Source organism: Cellulomonas sp. P22 (assembly GCF_044392165.1).
This window is the reverse complement of sequence record NZ_JBISBW010000006.1, coordinates 80,383-105,918: the sequence shown is the minus strand read 5'-3', so window position 1 is coordinate 105,918 and position 25,536 is coordinate 80,383. Positions and strand designations below refer to the sequence as shown.

Annotated in this window: 25 protein-coding genes; 14 read left to right on the top strand and 11 right to left on the bottom strand. The window is 73.9% G+C overall.

Annotation, left to right across the window (positions count from 1 at the left end; translation table 11 throughout):
* Positions 1-200 precede the first annotated feature (200 nt).
* The 5 genes from ACGIF2_RS07080 to ACGIF2_RS07060 all read left to right on the top strand — a co-directional run bounded on the left by ACGIF2_RS07080 (position 201) and on the right by ACGIF2_RS07060 (position 8,418).
* Positions 201-2,498, top strand: coding sequence for a helicase-associated domain-containing protein (locus tag ACGIF2_RS07080; protein WP_396044959.1), 2,298 nt, complete (start codon positions 201-203; stop codon positions 2,496-2,498).
* A gap of 109 nt (positions 2,499-2,607) precedes the next feature.
* Complete coding sequence (locus ACGIF2_RS07075) at positions 2,608-4,341, top strand: DNA repair helicase XPB (protein ID WP_396044957.1); 1,734 nt, start codon at positions 2,608-2,610, stop codon at positions 4,339-4,341.
* A gap of 189 nt (positions 4,342-4,530) precedes the next feature.
* Complete coding sequence (locus ACGIF2_RS07070; protein ID WP_396044955.1) at positions 4,531-5,406, top strand: hypothetical protein; 876 nt, start codon at positions 4,531-4,533, stop codon at positions 5,404-5,406.
* Positions 5,407-5,512: 106 nt separating this feature from the next.
* A complete protein-coding gene (locus ACGIF2_RS07065) occupies positions 5,513-7,567 on the top strand; it encodes a TPM domain-containing protein (RefSeq protein WP_396044953.1) in 2,055 nt (684 codons plus the stop codon).
* 86 nt (positions 7,568-7,653) lie between these two features.
* Positions 7,654-8,418 carry a PspA/IM30 family protein gene (locus ACGIF2_RS07060; protein ID WP_396044951.1) on the top strand — a complete coding sequence of 255 codons (765 nt, stop codon included), beginning with the start codon at positions 7,654-7,656 and terminating at the stop codon, positions 8,416-8,418.
* Positions 8,419-8,473: 55 nt separating this feature from the next.
* On the opposite strand, the gene ACGIF2_RS07055 is transcribed toward ACGIF2_RS07060, so the two are convergent.
* Positions 8,474-9,229, bottom strand: coding sequence for a type 1 glutamine amidotransferase (locus tag ACGIF2_RS07055; RefSeq protein WP_396044949.1), 756 nt, complete (start codon positions 9,227-9,229; stop codon positions 8,474-8,476).
* A gap of 147 nt (positions 9,230-9,376) precedes the next feature.
* On the opposite strand from ACGIF2_RS07055, the gene ACGIF2_RS07050 reads away from it, so the two are divergent.
* The 4 genes from ACGIF2_RS07050 to ACGIF2_RS07035 all read left to right on the top strand — a co-directional run bounded on the left by ACGIF2_RS07050 (position 9,377) and on the right by ACGIF2_RS07035 (position 12,797).
* Complete coding sequence (locus ACGIF2_RS07050) at positions 9,377-10,111, top strand: response regulator transcription factor (protein WP_396044947.1); 735 nt, start codon at positions 9,377-9,379, stop codon at positions 10,109-10,111.
* Positions 10,108-11,643, top strand: coding sequence for a sensor histidine kinase (locus tag ACGIF2_RS07045; protein ID WP_396044945.1), 1,536 nt, complete (start codon positions 10,108-10,110; stop codon positions 11,641-11,643). The genes ACGIF2_RS07050 and ACGIF2_RS07045 overlap by 4 nt, the downstream gene beginning before the upstream one ends.
* A 52-nt stretch (positions 11,644-11,695) precedes the next feature.
* Positions 11,696-12,391, top strand: a complete 696-nt coding sequence (locus ACGIF2_RS07040; protein WP_396044943.1) for a hypothetical protein — start codon at positions 11,696-11,698, stop codon at positions 12,389-12,391.
* A gap of 115 nt (positions 12,392-12,506) precedes the next feature.
* Complete coding sequence (locus ACGIF2_RS07035) at positions 12,507-12,797, top strand: WXG100 family type VII secretion target (RefSeq protein WP_396044941.1); 291 nt, start codon at positions 12,507-12,509, stop codon at positions 12,795-12,797.
* Positions 12,798-12,922: 125 nt separating this feature from the next.
* On the opposite strand, the gene groL is transcribed toward ACGIF2_RS07035, so the two are convergent.
* Entirely contained in the window at positions 12,923-14,548 is a 1,626-nt protein-coding gene (gene groL, locus ACGIF2_RS07030; RefSeq protein WP_396044939.1) for a chaperonin GroEL, read from the bottom strand.
* 335 nt (positions 14,549-14,883) lie between these two features.
* Here groL and ACGIF2_RS07025 point away from each other — a divergent pair, with 335 nt between their 5' ends.
* A complete protein-coding gene (locus ACGIF2_RS07025) occupies positions 14,884-15,351 on the top strand; it encodes a hypothetical protein (RefSeq protein ID WP_396044937.1) in 468 nt (155 codons plus the stop codon).
* Entirely contained in the window at positions 15,348-16,292 is a 945-nt protein-coding gene (locus ACGIF2_RS07020; protein ID WP_396044935.1) for a hypothetical protein, read from the top strand. The genes ACGIF2_RS07025 and ACGIF2_RS07020 overlap by 4 nt, the downstream gene beginning before the upstream one ends.
* On the opposite strand, the gene ACGIF2_RS07015 is transcribed toward ACGIF2_RS07020, so the two are convergent.
* The 4 genes from ACGIF2_RS07015 to ACGIF2_RS07000 all read right to left on the bottom strand — a co-directional run bounded on the left by ACGIF2_RS07015 (position 16,246) and on the right by ACGIF2_RS07000 (position 19,188).
* A complete protein-coding gene (locus tag ACGIF2_RS07015; protein ID WP_396044933.1) occupies positions 16,246-17,736 on the bottom strand; it encodes a phytoene desaturase family protein in 1,491 nt (496 codons plus the stop codon). The genes ACGIF2_RS07020 and ACGIF2_RS07015 overlap by 47 nt on opposite strands.
* A 112-nt stretch (positions 17,737-17,848) precedes the next feature.
* Positions 17,849-18,052, bottom strand: a complete 204-nt coding sequence (locus ACGIF2_RS07010) for a cold-shock protein (RefSeq protein WP_396044931.1) — start codon at positions 18,050-18,052, stop codon at positions 17,849-17,851.
* 110 nt (positions 18,053-18,162) lie between these two features.
* Entirely contained in the window at positions 18,163-18,819 is a 657-nt protein-coding gene (locus ACGIF2_RS07005; protein ID WP_396044929.1) for a LytR C-terminal domain-containing protein, read from the bottom strand.
* A 75-nt stretch (positions 18,820-18,894) separates the two neighbouring features.
* Complete coding sequence (locus ACGIF2_RS07000) at positions 18,895-19,188, bottom strand: DUF3263 domain-containing protein (RefSeq protein ID WP_396044927.1); 294 nt, start codon at positions 19,186-19,188, stop codon at positions 18,895-18,897.
* Positions 19,189-19,291: 103 nt separating this feature from the next.
* Here ACGIF2_RS07000 and ACGIF2_RS06995 point away from each other — a divergent pair, with 103 nt between their 5' ends.
* Positions 19,292-19,981, top strand: a complete 690-nt coding sequence (locus tag ACGIF2_RS06995; RefSeq protein WP_396044925.1) for a uracil-DNA glycosylase — start codon at positions 19,292-19,294, stop codon at positions 19,979-19,981.
* Positions 19,982-20,040: 59 nt separating this feature from the next.
* Positions 20,041-20,880, top strand: coding sequence for an SGNH/GDSL hydrolase family protein (locus ACGIF2_RS06990; protein WP_396044923.1), 840 nt, complete (start codon positions 20,041-20,043; stop codon positions 20,878-20,880).
* 22 nt (positions 20,881-20,902) lie between these two features.
* On the opposite strand, the gene ACGIF2_RS06985 is transcribed toward ACGIF2_RS06990, so the two are convergent.
* From ACGIF2_RS06985 to ACGIF2_RS06965, 5 genes are all read right to left on the bottom strand, one after another.
* Positions 20,903-21,316: a hypothetical protein gene (locus ACGIF2_RS06985; protein WP_396044921.1), complete on the bottom strand. Its 414-nt coding sequence runs from the start codon at positions 21,314-21,316 to the stop codon at positions 20,903-20,905.
* 81 nt (positions 21,317-21,397) lie between these two features.
* Complete coding sequence (locus ACGIF2_RS06980) at positions 21,398-22,210, bottom strand: hypothetical protein (protein WP_396044919.1); 813 nt, start codon at positions 22,208-22,210, stop codon at positions 21,398-21,400.
* Complete coding sequence (locus ACGIF2_RS06975) at positions 22,207-22,770, bottom strand: signal peptidase I (RefSeq protein ID WP_396044917.1); 564 nt, start codon at positions 22,768-22,770, stop codon at positions 22,207-22,209. The genes ACGIF2_RS06980 and ACGIF2_RS06975 overlap by 4 nt, the downstream gene beginning before the upstream one ends.
* 140 nt (positions 22,771-22,910) lie before the next feature.
* Positions 22,911-23,330 carry a hypothetical protein gene (locus ACGIF2_RS06970; RefSeq protein WP_396044915.1) on the bottom strand — a complete coding sequence of 140 codons (420 nt, stop codon included), beginning with the start codon at positions 23,328-23,330 and terminating at the stop codon, positions 22,911-22,913.
* A gap of 270 nt (positions 23,331-23,600) precedes the next feature.
* A complete protein-coding gene (locus ACGIF2_RS06965) occupies positions 23,601-24,755 on the bottom strand; it encodes a sensor histidine kinase (RefSeq protein ID WP_396044913.1) in 1,155 nt (384 codons plus the stop codon).
* A gap of 75 nt (positions 24,756-24,830) precedes the next feature.
* Here ACGIF2_RS06965 and ACGIF2_RS06960 point away from each other — a divergent pair, with 75 nt between their 5' ends.
* Positions 24,831-25,499: a response regulator gene (locus ACGIF2_RS06960; protein WP_396044911.1), complete on the top strand. Its 669-nt coding sequence runs from the start codon at positions 24,831-24,833 to the stop codon at positions 25,497-25,499.
* The last annotated feature ends 37 nt before the right edge of the window (positions 25,500-25,536 follow it).

Genomic DNA, 25,536 nt, shown 5'->3' with positions numbered 1-25,536 from the left:
GGCAGGCGGGACGGGCCCGGTGCAGGCTGACCCGCGTGGTCCCGCGGCGGCGGTCGCGCCACCCGTTCCGGATGCTACCTGCGGGCCGCACCCGCCGTGTCGGCTGCCCGGGGCGCCGGTCGTGCCCGGCGACCCCGCGGCGGGCCTGCCAGGACGTCGTCGCAGGGTAGGACGTGCGTGGGCCACGTATCGTGGGAGGGATGGTCACGTTCAGCGAGCACCTGCGCACCCGCAGCGACGACGAGCTCGTCGCCCTGCTGCTGCAGCGCCCCGACCTGGCTGCGCCCTCGCCGTCGACCCTGTCCTCGCTCGCGGCGCGGGCCTCGAGCCGCACCAGCCTCGAGCGTGCCCTCGCGGGTGTCGACGGCGCCGTGGTCCAGGCTCTCGAGGCCCTGGTGGCGCTCCACGACGGCGGCAGCGAGGTCACGGCGCAGGACGTCGCGACGGCGGTCGGTGCGGACGGGGCGCGCGGCGAGCGCGTCCTGCAGGCGATCGACCGGGCCCGGGAGCTCGCGCTCGTGTGGACCGAGGGCGACGTGCTGCACCCCGCCCCCGGGCTCGCCGAGCTGCTCGGGCCCTACCCCGCAGGTCTCGCGCCCGCGACAGGCGCGGCCGTGGCGGACCTGACCCAGCTCGCGGACGCGCCCGCTGCGGCGCGCTCGGTGCTCGACGCGCTCACGTGGGGCCCGCCCGTGGGCGTCGGGCCCGCGCCCGGCACGCCTGCCGCCGCGGCCGTCGACTGGCTGCTCGAGCACCGTCTGCTCGCGCCCGGGGACGCGCGCCACGTGGTGCTGCCGCGCGAGGTCGCGCTCGCGCTGCGCGAGGGCCGGACGCACCGCTCACCGGCCGCTGCTCCGGTCGCGGCGACCACGGGCGTGCCGCACGCCCCGGCCCTCGTGGCGGCCGAGTCGGCGGCTGCTGCCGAGCGCATGGTGCGCCTGGTCGCGCTGCTGGTGCGGACGTGGGAGCAGAACCCGGCGCCCGTCCTGCGCTCGGGCGGGCTGGGGGTGCGTGAGCTGCGCCGGATCGCCGCGACCCTCGAGGTCGAGGAGCAGGAAGCGGCGCTGGTGGTCGAGATCGCCGCGGCCGCGGGCTTCGTCGCCGAGGACGGCGAGGAGAGCCCGTCGTTCGCCCCCACCCTCGCGGTCGACGAATGGCTCAACTCCGACCTGCCGACCCGCTGGGCCACGCTCGCGCGGACCTGGGCCTCGATGGTGCGCACGCCGTGGATGGTCGGCGGTCGCGACGAGCGCGGTGGCGTCCGCGCCGCGCTCGACCCCGAGCTGTCCCGCCCGTGGGCTCCCCGGGTGCGCCGCGCCGTGCTCTCCGTGCTCGCCGACCAGCCGCCCGGCACCGTGCTGCGCACCGAGGCCGTGCTCGAGCAGCTCCGGTGGCGCACCCCGCGCTCGGTGCCGCCCGAGGCCGCTGTCGCGGCGACCCTGCGCGAGGCGGGTGAGCTCGGGGTCCTCGGCGCGGGCGCGCTGTCCACCGCCGGGCGCGCGCTGCTCGACGAGATCGCCCGCACATCTGACGCCCACCCGCCCGACCGGCCCGCCATCGACGCCCCCTCCCCCGAGGCGGCCCTCGCCGACGCGCTGCCCGCCCCCGTCTCCGACCTGCTGCTGCAGGGCGACCTGACCGGCATCGTGCCGGGTCGTCCCACGCCGGAGCTCGCCGCGCTGCTCGAGCGCTCGGCCGTGATCGAGTCCCGGGGCGCGGCCCTGACCGTCCGCTTCACGCCCGAGTCGGTGCGGGCCGCGCTCGACGTGGGCGGCACCGCCGACGACCTCCTGGCGGGGCTGGCCGCGCACGCGCGCGACGGCGTGCCCCAGCCGCTCGAGTACCTCGTGCGGGACGCCGGACGCCGGCACGGTCAGCTCCGGGCGGGCTACGCGGCGAGCTACGTGCGCGCCGACGACCCGGCGATGCTCGCGGGGCTCGTCGAGGACCCGCGGCTCGCCGAGCTGGGCCTGGTGCGTCTCGCGCCGACCGTCCTCGGCTCGGTGGTCCCGCCCCGCGAGCTGCTCACCGTGCTGCGCGAGCACGGCCTGGCGCCGCTCGCCGAGGGCCCCGGCGGCCAGGTGCTGCGCCCCGAACCGCTCGTGCACCGCGTGCGCTCGCGGCGCGGACCCCGCCAGGTGGGTGCGGGTCCCCGCCGCCCCGACACCCTCAGCCCGGAGCAGCGCGCCGAGCTGGTCGCGGCTCTGGTGCCGCTGCTGCGTGACGCCGAGGCGTCGGGCGCAGGCGTCGAGGGCGGCGACGAGGCCCGTCACGAGCCCGCCGCGACCAACCCCGTCTCGGCCCTCGGGGTGCTCCGCGAGGCCGCCGCGCAAGGGCGTGAGGTGTGGCTCGAGATGGTCGGGCCCCACGGCGCGCACCAGCGCCGCCGCGTGCGCCCCGTGCACGTCGAGGGCGGGCGCGTGCGGGTGCGCGACGAGGCGCGCGACGCCGAGCTCACCGTCGCCGTGCACCGCATCGCCTCGGTGACCCCCGTCTGACGCTCCCAGTGACCCGTGCGACGCTCGACGCGCACCGGCCCGGAACATCGGCGAGCGCCCGGGCGTTCGTCAGCATGTCCGGACCACGTGATCTACCGGAAGGCACCGCATGACGAACGGCCCCCTGATCGTGCAGAGCGACAAGTCCCTCCTGCTCGAGGTCGACCACGACCAGGCTGACGCGTGCCGTCGCGCGATCGCCCCGTTCGCCGAGCTCGAGCGCGCCCCCGAGCACATGCACACCTACCGGCTGACGCCGCTCGGGCTGTGGAACGCGCGGGCCGCGGGGCACGACGCCGAGCAGGTCGTGAACGTGCTGCTCGAGTACTCGCGCTACCCCGTGCCGCACGCGCTGCTCATCGACATCGCCGAGACGATGGCGCGCTACGGGCGGCTGCAGCTCGTCCAGGACCCCGTCCACGGCCTCGTCCTGCACTCGCTCGACCGCGCCGTGATGGCCGAGGTGCTGCGGTCCAAGCGCACCGCGGGCCTCGTGGGGCAGCGGCTCGACGACACCGACGTGGTGGTCCACCCGAGCGAGCGCGGACACCTCAAGCAGGTGCTCCTCAAGCTGGGCTGGCCCGCCGAGGACCTCGCAGGCTACGTCGACGGCGAGGCGCACGCCATGAGCCTGACGCAGGACGGCTGGTCGCTGCGCCCCTACCAGGAGCAGGCGGTCGACGGGTTCTGGCACGGCGGATCGGGGGTCGTGGTGCTGCCGTGCGGTGCGGGCAAGACGCTCGTCGGGGCGGCCGCGATGGCCCGCTCGCAGACGACCACGCTGATCCTCGTGACGAACACGGTGAGCGCACGGCAGTGGCGTGACGAGCTCATCAAGCGGACCACGCTCACCGAAGACGAGATCGGCGAGTACTCGGGGTCGCGCAAGGAGGTGCGCCCGGTCACGATCGCGACGTACCAGGTGCTCACGACCAAGCGGAAGGGCGTCTACACCCACCTCGAGCTGCTCGACGCCCGCGACTGGGGCCTGGTGCTCTACGACGAGGTGCACCTGCTGCCCGCGCCGATCTTCCGCATGACGGCCGACCTGCAGGCCCGCCGCCGTCTGGGCCTGACCGCCACGCTCGTGCGGGAGGACGGCCGCGAGGACGAGGTGTTCAGCCTGATCGGCCCCAAGCGCTACGACGCGCCGTGGAAGGACATCGAGCAGCAGGGCTACATCGCGCCCGCCGACTGCGTCGAGGTGCGCCTGACGCTCCCCGAGCGCGACCGGATGCTCTACGCGACGGCCGAGCCCGAGGACAAGTACCGCCTCGCGGCGAGCGCCCCGGGCAAGAACCGGGTCGTCGAGCAGCTCGTCGCCAAGCACGAGGGCGAGCCCACGCTCGTGATCGGGCAGTACCTGGACCAGCTCGAGGAGCTCGGCGAGCACATCCACGCAGACGTCATCACGGGGGCGACCACCGTCCCCGAGCGGCAGCGCCTGTTCGACGCGTTCCGCGCGGGCGAGATCACCAAGCTCGTCGTCTCGAAGGTCGCGAACTTCTCGATCGACCTGCCCGAGGCGTCCGTCGCGATCCAGGTCTCCGGGTCGTTCGGCTCGCGCCAGGAGGAGGCCCAGCGGCTCGGTCGGCTGCTGCGCCCCAAGGGCGACGGCCGCACCGCGCACTTCTACACGGTCGTGGCCCGGGACACGGTCGACCAGGACTTCGCGGCGCACCGCCAGCGTTTCCTGGCCGAGCAGGGCTACGCGTACACGATCGTGGACGCCGAGGACCTGGGCCTGTCGACCGGCGTGCCCCTCGACCCCGAGCCGGGATCGCCCATTGAACCGCTGCACGGCACCCCCGAGACCGCGGAGGTCGACCCGGGCACCGAGTGACGGTTCCCGGAGGGCGGCGGGCGGTCGGTGCCGCCAGCAGTTGTTGGTCGTGGCGACCGTGGCGAACTCGCGTGCGACGACCTCGGCAACCGCGCCGGCACCCGGAGATCCGCGACAAGTCACCCGATTGCCGGGAGATGCGCGCCCGTGACCGGGACAGGCGTCGGAGACGTCTGCCATCGTGACCTCGTGCCCGGTCGGAGCCCCCTGCTCGCCGCCGTCGCGGCCGCCCTCGTGCTGGTCGCCGGGTGCCAGGCGGCGACCGCGCCGCCGGACCAGACGACGAGCTCCTCCTCCGGGTGCAGCCACGCCTACACCCCGGGCGACGGGGGCCTCGGCGCCAGCTTCGACTACGACGAGTCGCACAACGACTTCGCCACGGCCGTGCCCATCACCCTGTGCATGTACACCCACGGCAGCCCGGTCCACGTCTTCGGGAGCGTCCCGGAGATCGTTGTCGACCCTGAGCCCCTTCCTGCCACCGAGGAGCTCCGCCACACCTTCACCGTCACGGTGCAGCCCGGCGCGGAGGGGCACCTCAAGGTCGAGGTGCTGAACGATCGCGGGGAACCGGCCGTCTACTTCAACGGGCCGCAGACCATCACCGACGACACCGGGTGGGTGTTCGGGCCGTGGGGCGAGGCCGCGCTCCACCCGGACGGCACCTCGAGCCAGACGCTGACGGCCGGTCCGTCATCGGCGTGCAACCACGGTCCCGACACAGGCGGGGACGACAGAGGCGACGGGGCCGACCCAGGCCTCGGCGTCGGCGCCGACTACGACGAGTCGCCCAACGACTTCGCCACGGCCGCCGCCCTCACCCTGTGCATGCGCGTCAACAGCGGCTCGGTCCGGATGGTCGGGACCACGCCGGAGATCACGGTCGAGCCCGAGACCCTTCCCGCCACCGAAGATGACCGCTACACCTTCACCGTCACGGTGCGGCCCGGTGCGGAGGGTCACCTCGAGGTCGACCTGCTGAACACCCGTGGGCAGCCCGCCGGTCACTTCAACGGGCCAGGAATCGTCGCCGACGACACCGGGTGGGCGTTCGGACCGTGGTGAGGTGCGGCGTCATGACCGCGCCGGGGTGACCGGCGCCACGCCCGTCGGGAACCCGCAGGCAGCGCCCGTCGTTGCACCCGGCATGACGCAGGGAGAGGATCGTCGGGTGCACCGACGCAGCACGGCACCGACCACCGCACCTCGAGCACGCACGGGGTGGGCGGCGCTCGCCGCGCTCGTCCTCGGGCTGCTCGCTGTGCTCGTCCCGGCCTCGACCGCGACGGCCACCGAGCCGCTGAAGGTCACGCGGGAGGTGACCGACCAGGTCGGGGCGCTCGGCGGCCAGGTCGACCAGGTGCAGGCCGCGCTCGACGACCTGGCCTCGTCGACGCAGTACCAGCTCTACGTCGTGTACGTGTCCACGTTCAGCGGGCAGGACCGCGTGGCGTGGTCGGACGAGACCCGCGCCCAGTCAGGGCTCGGCGACGACGACCTCATGCTCGCCGTCGCGGTCGACGACCGCTCCTACGTCCTCTCGCCCGAGGTCGTACCTGGCCTGAGCTCGTCCCAGCTCGACTCGATCACCGCGTCGGTCGAGGACAGGCTCCGGTCGGACGACTGGGCGGGGGCAGCGATCACGGCCGCGCAGGAGATCCAGGCGGCGGCCGGTGCCGGGAGCAGCGATCAGATGCCCGGTGGGGACGGCGGCATGACGAGCCCGGGGAGCTCGTCGGGCGGCGGCTTCCTCACGGTGCTGCTCATCGGCCTGCTCGTCATCGTCGGGATCCTGGTGTGGACGTCGGTGCGCCGCCGGGGCACCGCGAAGCCGGTGGGCGCGCCGGGGGCGAGCGGGCTCGAGGCGCTGCCGACCGAGGAGCTGCGCCGCCGGGCCAGCTCGGCGCTCGTCGAGCTCGACGACGCGCTGCGCACCTCCGAGCAGGAGCTCGGGTTCGCCGAGGCCCAGTTCGGCCCCGAGGCCACCCGCGAGTTCACGCAGGTGCTCGCCACCGCGAAGGCGCAGGTCAACGACGCCTTCCACGCGCGGACGCAGCTCGACGCGGAGGGTCGGGACGCCGAGCCGCAGGTGCGCGCGGCAGCCCTGCACATCCTCACCGTGTGCCAGCAGGCCGCGGCCGCGCTCGACGCGCAGGAGGCCCAGTTCGACGAGCTGCGCGACCTGCAGGCCCGCGCGCCGCAGATGCTCGAGGAGCAGTCGGCCGCGGCCGACGCGCTCACGGGCCGCATCGAGCCTGCCCGCGCCACGCTCGCGTCGCTCGCGCAGACCTACCCGCCCGAGGCGCTCGCGTCGGTCTCGCCCAACCCCGACCAGGCGAACGCGCTGCTCGCGGACGTGCGGCGCACGATCGACCAGGGTCGCGCCGCGCTCACGACGGACGACCGGGCCCAGGCCGTGGCGTTCGGCCGCGCGGCGCAGAACGCGCTCGGGCAGGTCACCACGCTGCTCGACGCCGTGGACCGGGCCGGCTCCGACCTCGCCTCGGCGAGCTCCCGGCTCGACCACGCCATCGCCTCGATCTCGTCGGACGTGTCCGACGCGGCGCGGCTGGCCCCCGGCGCAGCCGATGTCGCCGCGCGGGTGACCGATGCCCAGCAGGCGATCGCGCAGGCCCGTGCGGCCCAGCACGGCGGCGACCCGCTCGCGGCGCTGCGCGACATCACGGCGGCCGAGGCGGCGCTCGATGCGGCCCTGGCCCCGATGCGTGAGGCCGAAGAGGCGGCCCGGCGCTCGGCCGCGATGCTGAACGACGTGATGGGGCGGCTCGACTCCCAGATCCGTGCGACGACCGACTTCGTCGAGACCCGGCGCGGGGCCGTGGGTCCCGAGGCCCGCACGTCGCTCGCCGAGGCTCAGCGGCTCTACCGCCAGGCGTACGACCAGCGCACGAGCGACCCGACGTCCGCGCTCGCCGCGGCCCAGCAGGCCGAACGCTTCGCCGCGGACGCCCAGTACCGGGCCCGGTTGGACGTGCAGGCCGCCGAGGACCGCAACCGCCCTCGTGGCGGCGGCCGGGGTGGCGGCGCCGACATCGGCGGCATGGTGCTCGGCGGGATCATCCTCGACTCGATCCTGCGCGGCGGTGGCGGGTTCGGGGGCGGGGGCCACGGCGGTGGTTTCGGCGGCGGAGGCTTCGGCGGCGGCGGACGCGGTGGCGGCTTCGGCGGTGGCGGCGGTGGCGGCGGACGCGGGGGTGGTTTCTGACGCAGGTTCCTGACACGCACCCCGCCATCGATCACCCGACGGACTTCACCACCTTCACGCCCTGACACGGAGAGGCACCAGCACCCATGACCGAGAAGCAGAGCATCATCGGCCGGATCACCCAGCTCGCGAAGGCCAACATCAACTCGCTGATCGACAGCGCCGAGGACCCGCAGAAGATGCTGGACCAGCTGGTGCGCGACTACACCAACAGCATCGCGGACGCCGAGAAGGCCATCGCGCAGACCATCGGGAACCTGCGCCTCGCCGAGCAGGACTACAACGCCGACGTCTCGGCCGCGCGCGAGTGGGGCAGCAAGGCCGTCGCCGCGTCCGCCCGCGCCGACCAGTACCGCACGGCGGGCGACAGCGCCAACGCCGACAAGTTCGACAACCTCGCGAAGGTCGCGATCCAGAAGCAGATCACCGCCGAGAGCGAGGTCAAGCAGGCCGAGCCGATGATCGCCTCGCAGCGCGAGACGGTCGAGAAGCTCAAGTCCGGCCTCGCCCAGATGAAGGACAAGCTGGGTCAGCTCAAGCAGCGCCGCGACACGCTCGTGGCCCGGCAGAAGTCGGCCCAGGCGCAGCAGCAGGTGCAGTCCGCCATCGGCTCGATCAACGTGCTCGACCCGACGAGCGAGCTCGCACGCTTCGAGGAGAAGGTGCGCCGCGAGGAGGCCATGGCGATGGGCCAGGCCGAGCTCGCGGCGTCGTCGCTCGACGCCCAGTTCGCCGAGCTCGAGGCCTCGGGCGAGGAGCTCGAGGTCGAGGCGCGGCTCGCCGCGCTCAAGGCCGGGACGCCGTCGGTCCAGATCGAGGCGACGGCCGTGACCCCGCAGGTCGAGGGCTGACACCCACCCCGACCTCACGGTGGGGTGGGCGCACCGCGCTCACCCCACCGGCACGTCAGCCGTGCGAGTGCTCGCGCACCACGGCCGCGAAGCTCTCGCCGAGCGCGCGCGCAGCTCGCGTGATGTCGGCCTCACGGTCCGCGAACTCCTCGAGCGCGGCCTCGGTGTCGAGGCCCTCGACCTGGTCGGCCCATGTCCGCAGCGTCTGCGCGCCCGCCTCGGGGTGGAACTGCACGCCCCACGCCGACCCGACCCGGTACGCCTGGTACGGATAGGTGGCCGAGGCCGCGAGCCACACAGCCCCCACCGGCAGCTCGACCACCGCGTCGGCGTGCATGCTCGGCATCGGCGTGCTGCGCCGCTCGTGCGCCGCGGCGTCGGCCGCGAGGGCGCCGACCAGCCGGTCCCCGGTCGCCTCGGGCCGCCACCGCACGTCGATCACGCCGCCCTCGTGCCCGGGGGGCGCACCGACCTGCACGCGCCCGCCGCGCGCGACCGCGAGCAGCTGGGCGCCCAAGCAGATCGCGAGCGTGGGCAGACCGGCATCCACCGAGGCCGAGAGCAGCGCCCGTGTCGCGGGCAGCCACGGGGCCACCACGTCGTCGTAGGCGGACATCGGCCCGCCCAGCACGATCAGGCCCGCGCCGGCATCAGCCACGTCGGCGGGCACCGCCTCGCCCAGGTCGGCCCGCACCAGGCGGACGTCGAGCCCCGGGAGCCACCCGGCGAGACGGTCGAGCCCCACCTCGGGCGAGCTCTGGACGACGGTCACGATGGGCGCGCCGGCGGACGGACGGTCCTGAGGATTCACGCCCAGAAAACTACCCCCACCGCGAGCCCGTCGCGTACCGGCCTCGCACCCTCCCGGGCGGGCGACCGGCCCGGCTCGCGCACCGCTCTGACCTGGCATCGAGCGCGCCCTCAGCGGACTTCCAGGATCCGCGCGCACACTGGAGGCATGACAGGTGCGTCCGTCGAGCCGGAAGCCCGGCTCCTGGTCGTCGATGACGAGCCGAACATCCGTGAGCTCCTCGCGACGTCGTTGCGCTTCGCAGGCTTCGAGGTGCACGCCGCAGCCGACGGTGCGAGCGCGCTGCGCCTCGCACGCCTCGTCGACCCCGACCTCGTGGTGCTCGACGTGATGCTGCCCGACATGGACGGCTTCACCGTGACCCGGCGGCTGCGCGAGAAGGGCCAGCACGTCCCCGTGCTGTTCCTCACCGCGCGCGACGACACGGCCGACAAGGTGCAGGGGCTCACGGTGGGCGGCGACGACTACGTCACCAAGCCGTTCAGCCTCGAGGAGGTCGTCGCGCGCATCCGCGCGATCCTGCGTCGCACGAGCCCGTCCGACCTGCTCGAGGGCTCGGTGCTGCGCTACGCGGACCTCGAGCTCGACGAGGACAGCCACGAGGTGCGCCGCGCTGGCCACGTGATCGAGCTGTCCCCCACCGAGTTCAAGCTGCTGCGCTACCTCATGCTCAACCCGGGCCGGGTGCTGTCGAAGTCGCAGATCCTCGACCACGTGTGGCAGTACGACTGGGGCGGCGAGGCCAACATCGTCGAGTCCTACATCTCCTACCTGCGCCGCAAGATCGACCACGTGACCACGCCCGACGGCCAGCCGGTCGCCCCGCTGATCCACACCAAGCGCGGGGTCGGCTACCTGCTGCGCCAGCCCACCGGGACATGAGCGCGACCCGACCCTCGTGGCGACGGCCGCGCGCGTGGTGGGCCACCGTGCCGCTGCGGGCCCGCCTGGTCGGGCTCATCACCGTGCTGCTCGCGGCGGGGCTGGCGGTCGCGGGGACCACCACGGCGGTGCTCACCCAGCGCCACCTCGTGGACCAGGTCGACCGGCAGCTGGCCCGGCAGGCAGAGGAGCTCGCGCAGGACAGGCTCGACCAGCTGTTCGGTCGCATGCGGACCGACCGGTCCGAGCAGTCGGTGCTCCCGAGCGACTACTCGGTCGTGGTCACGCTCCGGGACGGCACGAGCGTCGACGCCGGCCGCGAGGCCACGTACGCCGAGTACGGCACGCCGCAGCTCCCGTCGATGACGGTCGACGAGGCCGTCGCGGCCGACGGCGAACCGTTCACGGTCGGCAGCTCGCGCGCCGGCTCGTCGTGGCGCACCGTCGTGATCCCGTTCCAGAACGTCACGGGCTACTCGCTGACGGCGGCGGTGAGCCTGCCGCTGGCCGACATCGAGAGCACGGTGCGACGCATCGTGCTCGTGCTCGTGCTGAGCGGCATCGGCATCGTCGCGCTCGGGGCGCTCGTGGGTGGCTGGGCCGTGCGCCGCTCCCTGCGGCCGCTGCGCCACATCGAGTCCACGGCCGCGGCCATCGCCGCGGGCGACCTGTCCCAGCGGGTGCCCGCCGCCCCGGAGAGCACCGAGGTCGGCCGGCTCGGCGCCTCGCTCAACAGCATGCTGACCCAGATCGAGCAGGCCTTCGCGGACCGCACCGCGTCCGAGCACCGCATGCGCCGCTTCGTCGCGGACGCCTCGCACGAGCTGCGCACCCCCCTCGCCGCGATCCGCGGCTACGGCGAGCTGTACCGCATGGGCGCCCTGACGCAGCCCGAGCAGGTCGACGACACGATGCGCCGCATCGAGCAGTCCGCGAGCCGCATGGGCGGGCTCGTCGAGGACCTGCTCACGCTGGCCCGGATGGACGACGGCCGCCCGCTGCGCACCGACGACGTCGACCTCGCGGTCCTCGTCGCCGACGCGATGAGCGACCTGCACGCCCTCGACCCGACCCGCCGGCTGCGCATGGAGGGCCTCGACGGGCAGGACGTCGACTCGTGCCCCGTGACCGGTGACGAGCCCCGCCTGCGCCAGGTGCTCGCGAACCTCGTGGGCAACGTGGTGCAGCACACCCCGGCCGGCACCCCGGTCGAGCTCGTCCTCGGCACCGAGGGCGACGACGCTGTGCTCGAGGTGCGCGACCACGGCCCGGGCATCGACCCGGAGCACGCGGCGCGCGTGTTCGAACGCTTCTACCGGGTCGACGCGAGCCGCACGCGCGCGACGTCGAGCGGCGGCGCCGGCCTCGGCATGGCCATCGTCGCCGCCATCGTCGGGGCGCACCGCGGTGTGGTGTCGATCTCACAGACCCCCGGCGGCGGGACGACGGTGCAGGTCAGGCTGCCGCTCTCGACGTCGGTCCCGGACGACCGCGTGACTTCCGGGAACGTGTGGGAGCCCGCGGAGGGCTGAGGGCTACGATGGCCCGTCCGAGGTACGAACGTGACACCGCGAGGGCAGGATCATGGGCGTCCACGACGCACCGCAGTGGCTGATGACCGCATTTGTCCGCAGCATGACGCAGGCCGGGGCGACGGCTCCCCCCGAGAGGCTCCGCGAGGTCGCCGAGGCGCTGGTCGCCCGGTGGTCGTCGCCTGGTCGGCAGTACCACAACCTCCGTCACCTGGTCGACGTGCTGGCCCGGGTCGACGAGCTCGCCGAGGAGACCCACGAGCCAGACCTGGTGCGGCTCGCGGCCTGGTACCACGGCGCCGTGTTCGACGCCGCGAAGGCAGCGGCGTACGCGAACCGCGGCGGTGAGGACGAGGTCGGCAGCGCCCGGCTCGCGCTCGAGGAGCTGCTCGCGCTCGGGGTCCCCGAGCGGGCGGCCCGTCGTGTCCACCAGCTCGTGAACGCCCTGGCCCGGCACGTCGCCGACCCGGGCGACTTCGACGCCGCGGTGCTGTGCGACGCGGACCTGGCGATGCTCGCCGCCGAGCCGCAGCGCTACAAGGCCTACCTGCACGACATCCGCGCCGAGTACGCGCACCTGCCCGTCGAGGACTACCTGCGGGCACGGCTCGTGATCATCGGCCGGCTGCTGACCCGCCCCCAGCTCTTCGCGAGCCCGCTCGGGGCGGCGTGGGAGGAGCCCGCGCGGCAGAACCTCGCGGCCGAGCTGCAGCGGATCGACAAGGAGCTCGCAGCGATCGTGCACTGACCGCCGCGCACCCACAACGTCCCGGTCGTCGGGGGCGTCCCCCGCGCCGCATCCACGGGCCCGGCACCCCGACGCCCGATCCGTAGCGTCCGTCCTCCACACACGAGGAGGACGCATGAGCAGGTACGAGGTCGACAGCGCGCAGGTCGCGCAGGCAGCCGCCGCGGTCCAGGCACGCACCGCGGCGGTCCGCAGCGAGGTCGCGGCCATGCAGCGCCAGCTCGCCGAGCTGCAGGGCGCCTGGCGCGGCGGAGCGGCGACGGCCTTCGCGGGCGTCATGGCCGAGTGGTCCGCCACCCAGGTGCGGGTCGAGCAGTCGCTCGACCACGTGACCCAGGCGCTCCAGGCCGCGGCCCGGACGTACGCGGACGCCGAGGAGCAGGCCTCCCGGCTGTTCCTGCGGTAGACCGCGTAGATCGCCCCTCACGACGACGGGCCGGCCACCCGAAGGTGACCGGCCCGTCGTGCCGTGCTGTGGAGCTGTGGTGCAGGAGCGCGGACGCCCTGTCGACCGATCCGAGGATCAGTCGATCAGAAGTCCATGCCGCCCATGCCGCCGTCGCCGCCACCCTGAGGTGCCGACTTCTCGGGCTTGTCCGCCACGACCGCCTCGGTCGTGAGGAACAGGGCCGCGATGGACGCCGCGTTCTGCAGCGCCGAACGCGTCACCTTGACCGGGTCGTTGACGCCCGCGGCCATGAGGTCCTCGTACACGCCGGTCGCGGCGTTGAGGCCGTGACCCGTCGGGAGGTTGCGGACCTTCTCGGCCACGACGCCACCCTCGAGACCGGCGTTGATCGCGATCTGCTTGAGCGGCGCGTCGATCGCGACGCGGACGATGTTCGCCCCGGTCGCCTCGTCGCCCTCGAGCACGAGGGTCTCGAAGGCCGTCTTGCCGGCCTGGATGAGCGCGACGCCACCACCGGCGACGATGCCCTCCTCGACGGCAGCCTTCGCGTTGCGGACGGCGTCCTCGATGCGGTGCTTGCGCTCCTTGAGCTCGACCTCGGTCGCGGCACCGGCCTTGATGACGGCGACGCCGCCGGCCAGCTTCGCGAGGCGCTCCTGGAGCTTCTCACGGTCGTAGTCCGAGTCCGAGTTCTCGATCTCGGCACGGATCTGCGCGACGCGACCGGCGATCTGGTCGGCCTCGCCGGCACCCTCGACGATCGTGGTCTCGTCCTTGGTCACGACGATCTTGCGCGCCTGGCCCAGGACCTCGAGGCCGACCGTGTCGAGCTTGAGACCGACGGTCTCGGAGACGACCTGGCCGCCCGTGAGGATGGCCATGTCCTGCAGCATCGCCTTGCGGCGGTCGCCGAAGCCCGGGGCCTTGACGGCGACGGACTTGAACGTGCCACGGATCTTGTTGACGACGAGCGTGGCCAGGGCCTCGCCCTCGACGTCCTCGGCGACGATGAAGAGCGGCTTGCCGGACTGGATGACCTTCTCCAGCAGCGGCAGCAGATCCTTGACGTTCGAGATCTTCGACTCGACGAGCAGCACGTAGGCGTCCTCGAGGACGGCCTCCTGGCGCTCGGCGTCGGTGACGAAGTACGCCGACAGGTAGCCCTTGTCGAAGCGCATGCCCTCGGTCAGCTCGAGCTCGAGGCCCAGCGCGCTGGACTCCTCGACCGTGATGACGCCTTCCTTGCCGACCTTGTCGAGCGCCTCGGCGATGAGCTCGCCGATCGCGACGTCACCGGCGGAGATCGCGGCCGTGGCGGCGATCTCTTCCTTCGTCTCGACCTCCTTGGCCTGGGCCAGGAGTGCAGCGGTGACGGCCTCGACGGCCTTCTCGATGCCCTTCTTCAGGGCGATGGGGTTCGCGCCGGCCGCGACGTTGCGCAGGCCCTCACGCACGAGCGCCTGGGCGAGCACCGTGGCGGTCGTCGTGCCGTCACCGGCGACGTCGTCCGTCTTCTTGGCGACCTCCTTGACGAGCTCGGCACCGATCTTCTCGAACGGGTCCTCGAGGTCGATCTCCTTGGCGATCGAGACACCGTCGTTGGTGATCGTGGGGGCGCCCCACTTCTTGTCCAGCACGACGTTGCGGCCCTTCGGGCCGAGGGTCACCTTGACGGTGTCGGCGAGGATGTTGAGCCCTCGCTCGATGCCGCGCCGGGCCTCCTCGTTGAAGGCAATGATCTTGGCCATGGGGCTGTGATCCTTCGTTTGGCTCGATGTTCGACCGGACGGCGCCCGCGACGGACGGAACACCTCCCGCGCGGTCATGTCCCGCACGTCGGGCGAACCTCACCGATCGGCCGGTGGTTCTCGGCGCTCCCTGTGAGAGCACCGCGTCATTCTGTCACTCTCTACCCGAGAGTGCTAAGTCAATGGTTAGCACTCGGCCCACCCGAGTGCAAGACGCACCCCCCGCAGGCGACGGGGTCCGGGGGCGGGCGCCGCCACCGGGCAGAACGTCCGGACGCCGTGCGGGATTCGACAAACGGGCCGTACCGGGTGCTTCCGCCGCGTAGGGTGCCCGCATGGCGAGCGAACCCTCCGGCGCGATCCGGCTCGGCCGGCGGTCGCGCACATGGCGCCTCGTGGCGGCGTTGGCCGCGCTCGGCGTCCTCGCGACGGCCCAGGTGGTCGACACGAACGACTGGTTCCCGTTCGGGTCGCTGTCGCAGTACGCGACAGGGCGCGACCTGAACGGCTCGGTCAGCTCGATCTCGATCGAGGCCGTCGACGCGTCGGGGACGACGCTGCGCGTGCCGCTCAACCAGACCGGCGTGGGGATCGGCCGGGCCGAGATCGAGGGCCAGCTGGGGCGGATCCTGGACGACCCGGCGCTGCTGCAGTCGGTCGCCGACGCGCACGCCGCGATGCACCCCGACGAGCCCGCCTACCGCGAGCTGACGGTCGTGCACACGACCCGCGACCTGGCCGACGGACGCCCCGTCGGCGACCCGACCCGCAAGGAGCTCGTGACGTGGACGGTGGAACCGTGAGCGGCACGGCCTCGCGCGCGACCGAGGCCGAGGCCGCCCGGCCTGCGGGCCACCTCAGCCGCTCGTGGGGCGCGGTGGCGCGCTGGTGGACGTCGCCGGTGCCGCTCGCGCGCGTCGCGGTGCTGCGCGCCGTGATCTACCTGTTCGTCGTGTACGACGTGCTCGCGCTGACCAACGACGTGATCCCGCACGGCTACGCCCCGGACCTGTACCAGCCCACGCTCATCGGCCGGGTGCTGCCCTTCCCCACGCCCAGCCCCGGGGTCGGCTGGTTCCTGCTCGTGACGATCGTCGTCGGCGCGCTCGTGGCTGCCACGGGCCTGCTGCCGAGGATCGCGGGCGGGGTGGTGGCCGTCGCGTTCCTGGCGTGGATGGTCAACTCGCAGGGCTTCTCGTACGTGTCCCACGACCACCTCGCGCTGATCGTCGCCACGCTCGTGCTCCCGACCGTCGGCCGCGCGCGCTTCACGGACCTGCGCCCGTCGGAGGCCGCGGGCTGGGCGGTGCGGGCGGTGCAGGTGGCGACGGTCGCGACGTACGTCGGATCGGCCGCGAGCAAGATCTCCCGCACCGGCTCCCCCTGGGCGTGGGCCAACGGGGCCGTGTTCACCTGGGCGATCATGCGGCGCGGCTCGCACCTCATCACCTGGACGCTCGAGTACCCCTGGGTGCTGCGGCTCTCGCAGTGGGGGCTGCTGACGATCGAGATCCTCTCGCCCGTGGTGTTCTGGCTGCGCGGGCGGTGGCTCGCTGTCGCGATCAGCTTCTTCCTGCTGTTCCACCTCGCGACCTACCTGAGCCTGGGCATCCACTTCCTGCCCACGGTCGTCTGCTGGGCCTCGTTCATGCCCCTCGAACGGATCGTGCCGCCCGTGCAGCGAGCCTGGCGCCGGGTCACGCGCCGCGGGGCCGCTCCGGGGCCAGTGACGGCAGCCGGCTGATCCCGAACCGCGCGCGCAGCGCACGGCGGGCCGCGTACCAGCCACCGAGCCCGTGCACGCCCGGACCGGGCGGGGCCGAGGCCGAGCACAGGTACACGCCCGGGAGCCCTCCGCCGAACGGGTCCCACGCGGCACGGGGGCCCACGAGGACCCGGCCGAGCGTGACAGCGCCCGCCGCGATGTCACCGCCCGGGTAGTTCGCGTTGTGCGCGTCCATCTGCGCGGCGGGCACCACGCGCGAGGCGACGACGAGGTCACGGAAGCCCGGCGCGAACCGCTCGACCTGGGCCGTGACGGCCTCGGTCACGTCCTGCGTGGAGCCCGCGGGCACGTGGGCGTACGTCCACACCGGGCGCAGCCCGCCGGGCCCCACGCGACCGGGGTCCACGACGGCCGGGTCGCTGAGCAGCACCATGGGCCGCTCGGCCGGGCGCCCCGCCGCGACGGCGGCCTCGGCCAGGGCCATCTCCTCGCGTGTGCCGCCCACGTGGACGGTGCCCGCGAGCCCCACCTCCGGGTGCACCCACGGCACCGGCCCCGAGAGCACGAAGTCGACCTTCGCGGCCGCGTTGCCGTAGCGGTAGCGGGCGAAGGCCCGCGCCGTGCGCTCGGGCAGCCGGCGACCGAGCACCCGCACCAGCGTGCGCGGGGTCGTGTCGAACAGGTAGGCGCGGGCGCGGGGCAGCTCGCCGAGGTCGGTGACCTCGGCCCCGGTCGCGACCGTGCCGCCGTGGGCGAGCAGATCGGCGACGAGCGCGTCGGTGATCGACTGGCTGCCGCCCCGCGGGATGGGCCAGCCCACGCCGTGCGCGAGCCCGGCGAGCATGAGCGCCGCACCGGACGCGGGAAGGGACGGCAGGCGGGTGATCGTGTGCGCCGCGACGCCGGTGAGCAGCGCGGGCGCCTCGACGCCCCGGAAGCGCAGACCCCACGCGGGGCTGCCCTGCTCGAGCACCCCGAGCCCGTAGCGGGCCGTCGTGAGCAGGTGGCGCGGGATGCTGCGCCGGTCCCCCAGCGCGACGTCGACGAGGCCTTCACGGTCGGCCGCGAGCGGACCGAGCAGCCGGCGCCAGGCCGCGCCGTCGCGCCCCAGCCCGTCGGCTGTGCGCTCGACCGACCGGTAGGCGATCCCCGCGCGACCGCCGTCGAGCGGCTGGGCGTACTCGACCTCGGGCTCGAGCAGCTCGACGCCGCGCGCGGCCAGGTCGAGCTGGCGCAGGAACGGTGACGCCACCGCCATGGGGTGCACGGCCGAGCACACGTCGTGCACCACGCCCTCGGCGAGACCCAGGTCGAGGGTCCGCGCCCCACCGCCGATCGTCGTCTCGGCCTCGAACACCTGCACCGAGAGCCCCGCCCGGGCAAGGGTCACCGCGGCGGCGAGACCGTTCGGTCCCGAGCCGATGACCACGGCGTCGACCTCGGTCGACCGATGGGAGCTCACGGCACACATCCTGGCGTACCGGGCGCGTCGACGGCGCCCAGAACGACCGAGGACCGTGCACCGTCCGGTGCACGGTCCTCGGTCGCATCGCCTCGCGGCGACCTGTTCGTCCTCAGAGGGGCTTGACCTGCTCGGCCTGCGGCCCCTTCGTCCCCTGTCCGACCTCGAAGTCGACCTGCTGCCCCTCCTCGAGCGAGCGGTAGCCGTCCGCCTGGATCGAGCTGTAGTGCACGAAGAGGTCCTGTCCGCCGCTGACCGGCGTGATGAACCCGTACCCCTTCTCCGCGTTGAACCACTTGACGGTCCCCTGAGCCATTCCGCGCTCCTTGCCTTCCGCGCATGCACCCCGCCGGCGCTGCGGTGTTGGCGAGCCTAGACCCGGGATGGCGCCCCTTGCCAGGGTTTGTCCAGGGTCGGTGCGGCTGCTCAGAGGGTGAAGTCGGAGGCCAGCACGACCGTGATGCCGTCCGCGGCCTTCGTGGTGGAGAGCTCGACGGTGGTGATGCCGAGGGCCGCGGCAGCCGCGGCGGCGGTGGGCTGCTGGTCCTCGGTCGCGTAGTAGACGCCCGAGGTGGTCGTCTTGGCGCCCGTGTAGTTGTCCGGCGTGACGTTCGTGAAGCCCGCTGCGGTGAGCTTGGCCCCGGCCTTCGCCGCGAGTCCCGACACCTTCGCGGCGTTGAGGACGTCGACCGGCAGGGCCTTGTCGACCGCGGCCGCAGGGACGTCGGCGGCGGGCGCGTCGGCGGCGGGCGCGTCGGCCGCACCCTCGTCGGTGCCCTCGGTGGCGCCGGCGTCGGTGCCCTCGTCAACGGCCGCGTCGCCGCTCTCGTCGTCGACCGAGCCGTCCACGCCCTGCGACGCGTCCTGCGAGCTGCCGGCACCGCTGTCGGCACCCAGGCCGTCCCAGTTGAAGACGTACGTCACGACGCCGAAGGCGAGGGCCGGGAACAGCACGATGACCAGCAGGAACGGCCAGAGGCGGCTCCATCGCGAGATCGGCGCGCGGTGCACCCCGCGCGGGCCGACAGACCCGTCAACGGCGTCGAACTCGTCGTCCGGGTACGGGTATCTGCCCTTGGTCACGGCGGACAGGCTAACGGGTGCCGCTGGCAACCGGGGCCCGACGGGCCCTGGCGGACACCGAGACGGGGGCGATCGTCACCCGTCTGAGCCGAGGCGGCGTGCGGTGCGGGCCCGCTGGCGGGTCGAGCGCATGCGGCGCAGGCGCTTCACGAGCATGGGATCGTGGGCCAGGGCCGCGGGCGAGTCGATCAGCGCGTTGAGGACCTGGTAGTACCGCGTGGCGGACATGTCGAAGAGCTCGCGGATCGCCTGCTCCTTGGCGCCCGCGTACTTCCACCACTGGCGCTCGAACGCGAGCACCTGCTGGTCACGCTCGGACAGCTCGGCATCCGTGCTGCCGACCCGGTCCACGGTGGCGGTGGCCTCCATGCGTCCTCCTCGCGAGACTCGTCGACATGAGGTCGACCCGGTCATCGTAGGCGCGAATGACAGGGGTGTCATTCAGGCGTGGCCCGCCGGATACCCTCGCGGCGTGGAACCTGTGCCGTCGGCCCCGTGGCCCCCCGCGCGCGTCGCCCCGGACTGGGCGCGCGCCCTCGAACCGGTGGCGCCGCAGCTGCACGCCGCCGCGGACCGGGTGCGCTCGGACGTCGCGTCCGGCCACGTCTGCCTGCCCGACGCCGACGTGGTGCTGCGCGCGTTCGAGGCGCCCCTCGCGGGTGTGCGGGTGCTCGTGGTGGGCCAGGACCCGTACCCGACGCCGGGTCACCCGATGGGGCTGTCGTTCTCGGTGCAGCCCCACGTGCGCCCGTTGCCCCGCTCGCTCGCGAACATCTACACCGAGCTCGTCGCGGACGTCGGCGTGCCGGTGCCCACCACGGGAGACCTGACACCCTGGTCACGGCAGGGCGTCATGCTCCTCAACCGGGTGCTCACGGTGCGGGCCGGTGCCCCGGCGTCGCACCGCGGCTACGGCTGGGAGGCCGTGACGGACCGGGCGATCGAGGCACTCGTCGAACGCGGCGGGCCGCTCGTCGCGGTGCTGTGGGGCCGAGAGGCGCAGACGCTGCGCCCCGCGCTGGGTGACGTGCCCGTCGTGGCGAGCGCGCACCCGAGCCCGCTGTCCGCCCGGCGGGGGTTCTTCGGGTCCCGGCCGTTCTCGACGGTCAACGACCTGCTCGTGGCGCAGGGCGCCGAGCCCGTGGACTGGACCCTCCCGTAGGCCTGCCGACGACGGCCGATACCGTGCGCGATCCCCCGGGGCGGCGGCAGACTGTGGGGGTGAGCCACGTCACCCCAGCGCACGCCCAGACCGCCGCCGCGACAGCCACGGTCCCCCGCTGGACCCGCTTCGTGGCCCTCGGCGACTCGTTCACCGAGGGCCTGTGGGACCAGCCCGACGCGGACGCCCCGTGCCGCGGATGGGCCGACATGCTGGCCGCGCACCTGTCCGCCCGACGCACCGCCGCCGGGTACGAACCCCTCGAGTACGCGAACCTCGCGATCCGCGGACGCCTGCTGCGCCCGATCCTCACCGAGCAGCTGCCGCTCGCGCTCGAGCAGCGCCCCGACCTCGTGAGCCTGATCGGCGGTGGCAACGACATGCTGCGCCCGACCGCCGACGTCGACCGGATGGCCAGCGACCTGGAGGACGCGGTCGTGCAGGTGCGCAGCACCGGGGCGCACGTGCTGCTGGCCACCGGCATGGACACGGTCGACAGCCCGCTCGTGCGGCACACCCGCAGCCGCACCGGGGTGTTCAACGCGCACATCTGGACGATCGCCCGGCGGCACGACGCGAGCGTGCTCGACCTGTGGGGCATGCGGGTCCTGCGGGACTTCCGGATGTGGGCGCCGGACCGCATCCACCTGACCACCGACGGGCACACGCGGGTCGCGCAGGGCGCCCTCGAGAGCCTGGGGCTCGGCGCCGACGACGCCGACTGGGACGACCCGCTCACGCCGATCCCCCTCGCACCGCGTCTGCAGCAGGCACGGGACAACGCGCAGTGGCTGCGCGAGTACGTCTACCCGTGGGCCACCCGGCGGCTGCGACGACAGTCCTCGGGCGACCTGAGAGTCGCGAAGCGCCCCGGCCTGGGGCCGGTCGAACCCCTCTGAGCCACGCCCGCAGGCGCATGGGTCAGCGGGTGGGGAGGTCCCCCAGCACGAGCGAGACCGAGTCGACCTGCGTGGCCGCCACGGGGACGCCGAGCAGGGCCGACCTGGCGGACCCGGTGCCCTCGGCGCGGACGTCGGCCAGCACGGCACCGCTCGGGTCGGTCAGCGCCACCCGCACCGCGACCTCGGCGCACGAGGCCGGCACGTCGCTCAGGCGGACGCCGGTCACCGCATAGCCCCCGAGATCTGCCGCGTACTCCACGTCGTAGCCGATCGTGATCGCCGCCGCGCCGCACTCCTCGAGCGGGGCACCCAGCAGGGTGTCCTCGAACCCGCCGTCGAGGGCCTGGACCGTCGAGGTCGTGAGCCCGAGCAGCCCACCGAGCGCGAGGCAGGCCGCAGCCGTCCGACGCGCACGCGCCTGACCAGAGCTCATGGGGCACCCGCCTCCTGCGACGCCACGGCCGATCCTTCGACCTGTCCTGCCTATCGGCAGGTGGGACCCCGGGAATGAGGGTCAGGGGCAGGTGAGGAGGGTCTGCGCGCTCGGGCTCCCGGCGGACGACGCGTACCCGTGGAGCTCCAGACCCCGCGCCTGGCCCGCCGCGACCGTGTGGTACTCGCCCCAGCCCTCCGTGCCCCGCACCGTGACCGTGCGGGGGTTCGCGCTGCACGAGGACGTGGCGACCAGCACCAGGCCGTTCTGCTGGTCGGAGACGCGGCCCGCGAGGAACGGGAACACCGAGGTGTCCGACAGGTTGAAGGTGAGCTGCCAGACGACGGGGTCGGTCGACGTCGTCGTGACCTGGAACGTGCGCAGGTACTCGGTGAGCGGCGTACCCCACTGGGTCCCGTTGCCGACCTGCGTGACCGTGCAGGTCTTGGCCGGGTCTGCCGGGACCGTGCAGCCGACCGCCGGGAGGGGCGGGGCCCACGTGGTCGTGATCCCCCAGGTGCCGATGGCGAGCGCGACGCCGCGCACGGCCGAGACCGTGTACGTCGGGACGGTGAGGGTCGCGGACGTCCCGGCCGGCAGCGTGGCCGTGGTGTCGGTCGCGGCGAGCGCGCCCCCGGCGCCCCACAGGCGCAGCTGCACCGCTCTGCCCGCGCACCCGGCCCTCAGACCCGAGAGGACCACCTGGGTCGACGTGCTCCCCGAGGTCGTCACGGGGGCCGCGACGACGGCCGGCGTGCACCGGTCGGCCGCACCGAAGACGGTCAGGCGCGAGCGGGCGAGCGGGAGGGTCGAGGCGCTGGCTGTCGACAGGCCCAGCACCGTCGCGACGACGCACAGCGCGGCGAGCACCACGACGACGGGTCGGCGGATCATCGGGTGCCCCCGACGGGTACGGCGTCGTCGAGCACGGCGTCGTCGGGCGAGGTCCCGTCGGTCGAGGTCTCGTCGGGCGCGGTCTCGTCGGGCGCGTCGTCCCCCGCCGTGGCGCGCCGCGAGGGCCACATCAGGACGGCTGCCGCGAGGACCAGCACCGACATCCAGGTGAGCGGCGCGAGCAGGATCGCCGCGACTGCTCCGAGGTGCGGCACGTGCAGGCGGGCCACCCCCAGCACCTCGTCGGCGGTGGGGGTCCACGGGTCGGTGAAGTCGTTGTTGTCGCCCTTCATCCGCCAGCCGGTCTCGGCGTCGCCACCCACGACCCGGTGGATCACCCGCCCGCCGTTCTCGCGGGCGGGCCGGTAGACGACCACGTCGCCCACCCCGGCCTCACCGCAGCGGGAGACGACCAGGTCACCCGTGTAGTACGTCGGCTCCATCGAGTGGCCCGAGACGATCGTGAGCGTCGTGCAGCCGCCGAGGTTCGAGGGCCACAGGGCCCACACGGCCCCGAGCAGGAACGCGACGAGCGCGACGTTGGCGACAGTCCCGCGCACCGTGCGCACGACGCCCGACAGCCGACGGGCGCGTGGCTCGTCGGCTGTCGGTGGCGCCGCGGGCGGCGCGAGGTGCGTGGAGACGGTGACTCCCGGTGGTCGGCGTGCACCCGGTCGCCCGGGTGCACGACGCGGATGCGTCAGTCGGAGATGACGACCGAGATCTTGGCGACGGCCGTCGCGGAGATGCCTGCTGCAGGCGCGCTCAGCGTGGTCGTGCCCGCGGCAGCGGTGCCGGTGACCTGGCCGAGCGAGGCGCCGGCGGCGTCGATGAGGTCGGCCTTGACGGACTTGCCCGCGCACGCGGCGTCGACGGCCGACAGGCTCACGCCCGAGACGTCGTACCCGGGGGTCGCCGCGCTCGACTTGAACGTGTTGCCGAAGCCGACCTTGATCGCGGTGGTCGTGGGCTGGCAGGACGCCACCACGACGGTGTTGGCGGCCAGCGTGCCGCCGTTGAGGTTGAGGGTCGCGGCGGACGCCAGCGACAGGCCTGCGACGCCGAGCACGGCGAGCGAGATGGCGGCGACCTTGCGGCGCTTCGAGGACGTGGTGGCCATGGGGATCTCCAGGGGCAAAGAGGGGGGACGTGCGACGTGAGGGACGCTATGCGGCGGCCGCGAACCGCCTCCGCGCTGCCCTGGGTGCTGGCACCCGCCCGGTCCGATAGGCCCGTTTCTTTCACCCCGGACATTGCACGTGAACCGGCAGGTTCCGGAGATCCGATCTCTGCCGTGACGACCGGTTCACCCCCGGACCCACCCCGGGTCGGCCCCGCTTCCTCGCCCTCCCGACACCCTCTCGACGCCCGTCCGGACGCCCTCGGGGTGTCAGCGCGCGGGCACCGGGTCGCCCTGCACGGGCACCCGCGCCTCGACCTGCGTGCCCTGCCCGGGGACCGAGGTCACGCGCAGGTCGCCGCCGACCAGCACGAGCCGGTCGCGCAGACGCGCCGTCCCCGAGGGTGGTCCGGCGTTCGCGGGGTCGAACCCCGACCCGTCGTCGTGGACCCGCACCACGAGGACGCGCCCCTCGAGCCCGACCTGGACGTGCAGCGACCCGGCAGCACCGTGGCGCAGCGCGTTCGTCAGCGCCTCCTCGACGACGCGCACAGCGAGCAGCCGTTCGCTCTGGGTCAGCAGCGGCGAGACGGGGTCGTCGAGGCGGCGCACCTCGGGAGCGATCTCCAGCCGGGTGCCGATCGCCGCCGGGATCCGCCCCAGCAGCGAACGCATCGCGGGGACCATGCCCACCTCGAGGCCGTCGGGGTACAGCATCCGGCTCGTCTCGCGCACGTCACCCTCGCGGACCTCCTCGAGCTGGGCGCGGATCCCCCGCAGCGCCTCGAAGTCGGCCTCCGTCGTGGTGCCCTCCCGGACGTGCCCCAGGATGCTGTCGATGCGCGCGACGAGCAGCACGAGCCGCTGCTGGAGGCTCCCGTGCAGGCCCTCCGCGACCTCGCGCCGCACGCGGACCTCCTCGTTCTGCAGCGCCGCGAGCGCGAGCTCGATCTGCACCCGGGCCTGGGCGGCCGCATGGACCTGCGCGCGCAGCTCGTGCCGCGAGATCATGAACGCGACCCCGATGCCCCCGGCCACGAGCGCCACGCCGAACCCGCTCGCCAGCTCGACCACCATGGTCTGCACCGGTGTGTCTGCGCCGTAGAGCCCGAGGCCACGCTGCGCGAGCGACCGCGCCCCCGCACCGAGCAGCGCCGCGAGCGCGGCCCGCCCCAACATGAACCAGCGCGGCCGGTCGGCGTGCACCCGGAGCGCAGCAAGGGCCCCGAGCATCGCCGCGACCCCCACCAGGTTCGCGACCAGGCGCGGGCCGGCCGTGCTCGGGCCCGAGGCCCCGACCGACAGCACGTAGGACGTCTGCACCGCGGCCCCCACGCCGAACGCCGTGAGGATCGTCGCGCTCGCGACCAGCAGCGCACGCCGGTCCTCGGCCTCGGGCGGGAGGTAGGTCGTGGTGGACGTCATGGGGCGCCTGTCGTCGTGGGTGTGTCGCGGCGCTGCTCCGCGCGACACGGTGTGGCGCCGACGATACTGGGGCCGATGACCAGCACCGCACAGGACCCGATCCGCGTCGGGATCGTCGAAGACCAGCCGCTGTTCCGGTCGATGCTCGAGCTCACGCTCATGGGCGTCCCCGGACTGCGGGTGGTCGCCGCCGTCGGCACCGTCGCCGCCGCGACGCGCGCGCTGCGCCCCGGCGCGGTCGACGTGGCGCTGCTCGACATCGACCTGCCCGACGGCAACGGCATCGCGCTGGGCGTCACGCTGCGCCGCAGCCAGCCTGACCTCGGCATCCTGCTGCTCTCCGCGCACGACGCCATGGACCTGCTGCTCGACCTGCCTGACGACGTGGCCTCGGGCTGGAGCTACCTGTCGAAGACGTCCTCGACCAGCACCGACGCGCTCGTCCAGGCGGTGCGTTCGACCGCGGCCGGACGCACCACGCTCGACCCGGTGCTGCTCGACCGGATGGCACCCCGGGCGGGCTCGTCGGTCGCGCGGCTCACCGACCGGCAGTACGCGGTGCTGCGCCTGCTCGCGCGCGGGCTGTCCAACGCGGGCATCGGCGAGGAGCTCGGGATCACCGAGAAGTCCGTGCAGAACCACATCAACGCGACCTACGCCGCGCTGGGCATCGACGCAGATCCGGCCCGCAACCCCCGGGTCAGTGCCGCGCTGCGCCTGCTCGAGGAGACCGGGCCGTCATGACCGACCGATCGCGCACCCGGGGTGCGTCGTCGGCCCG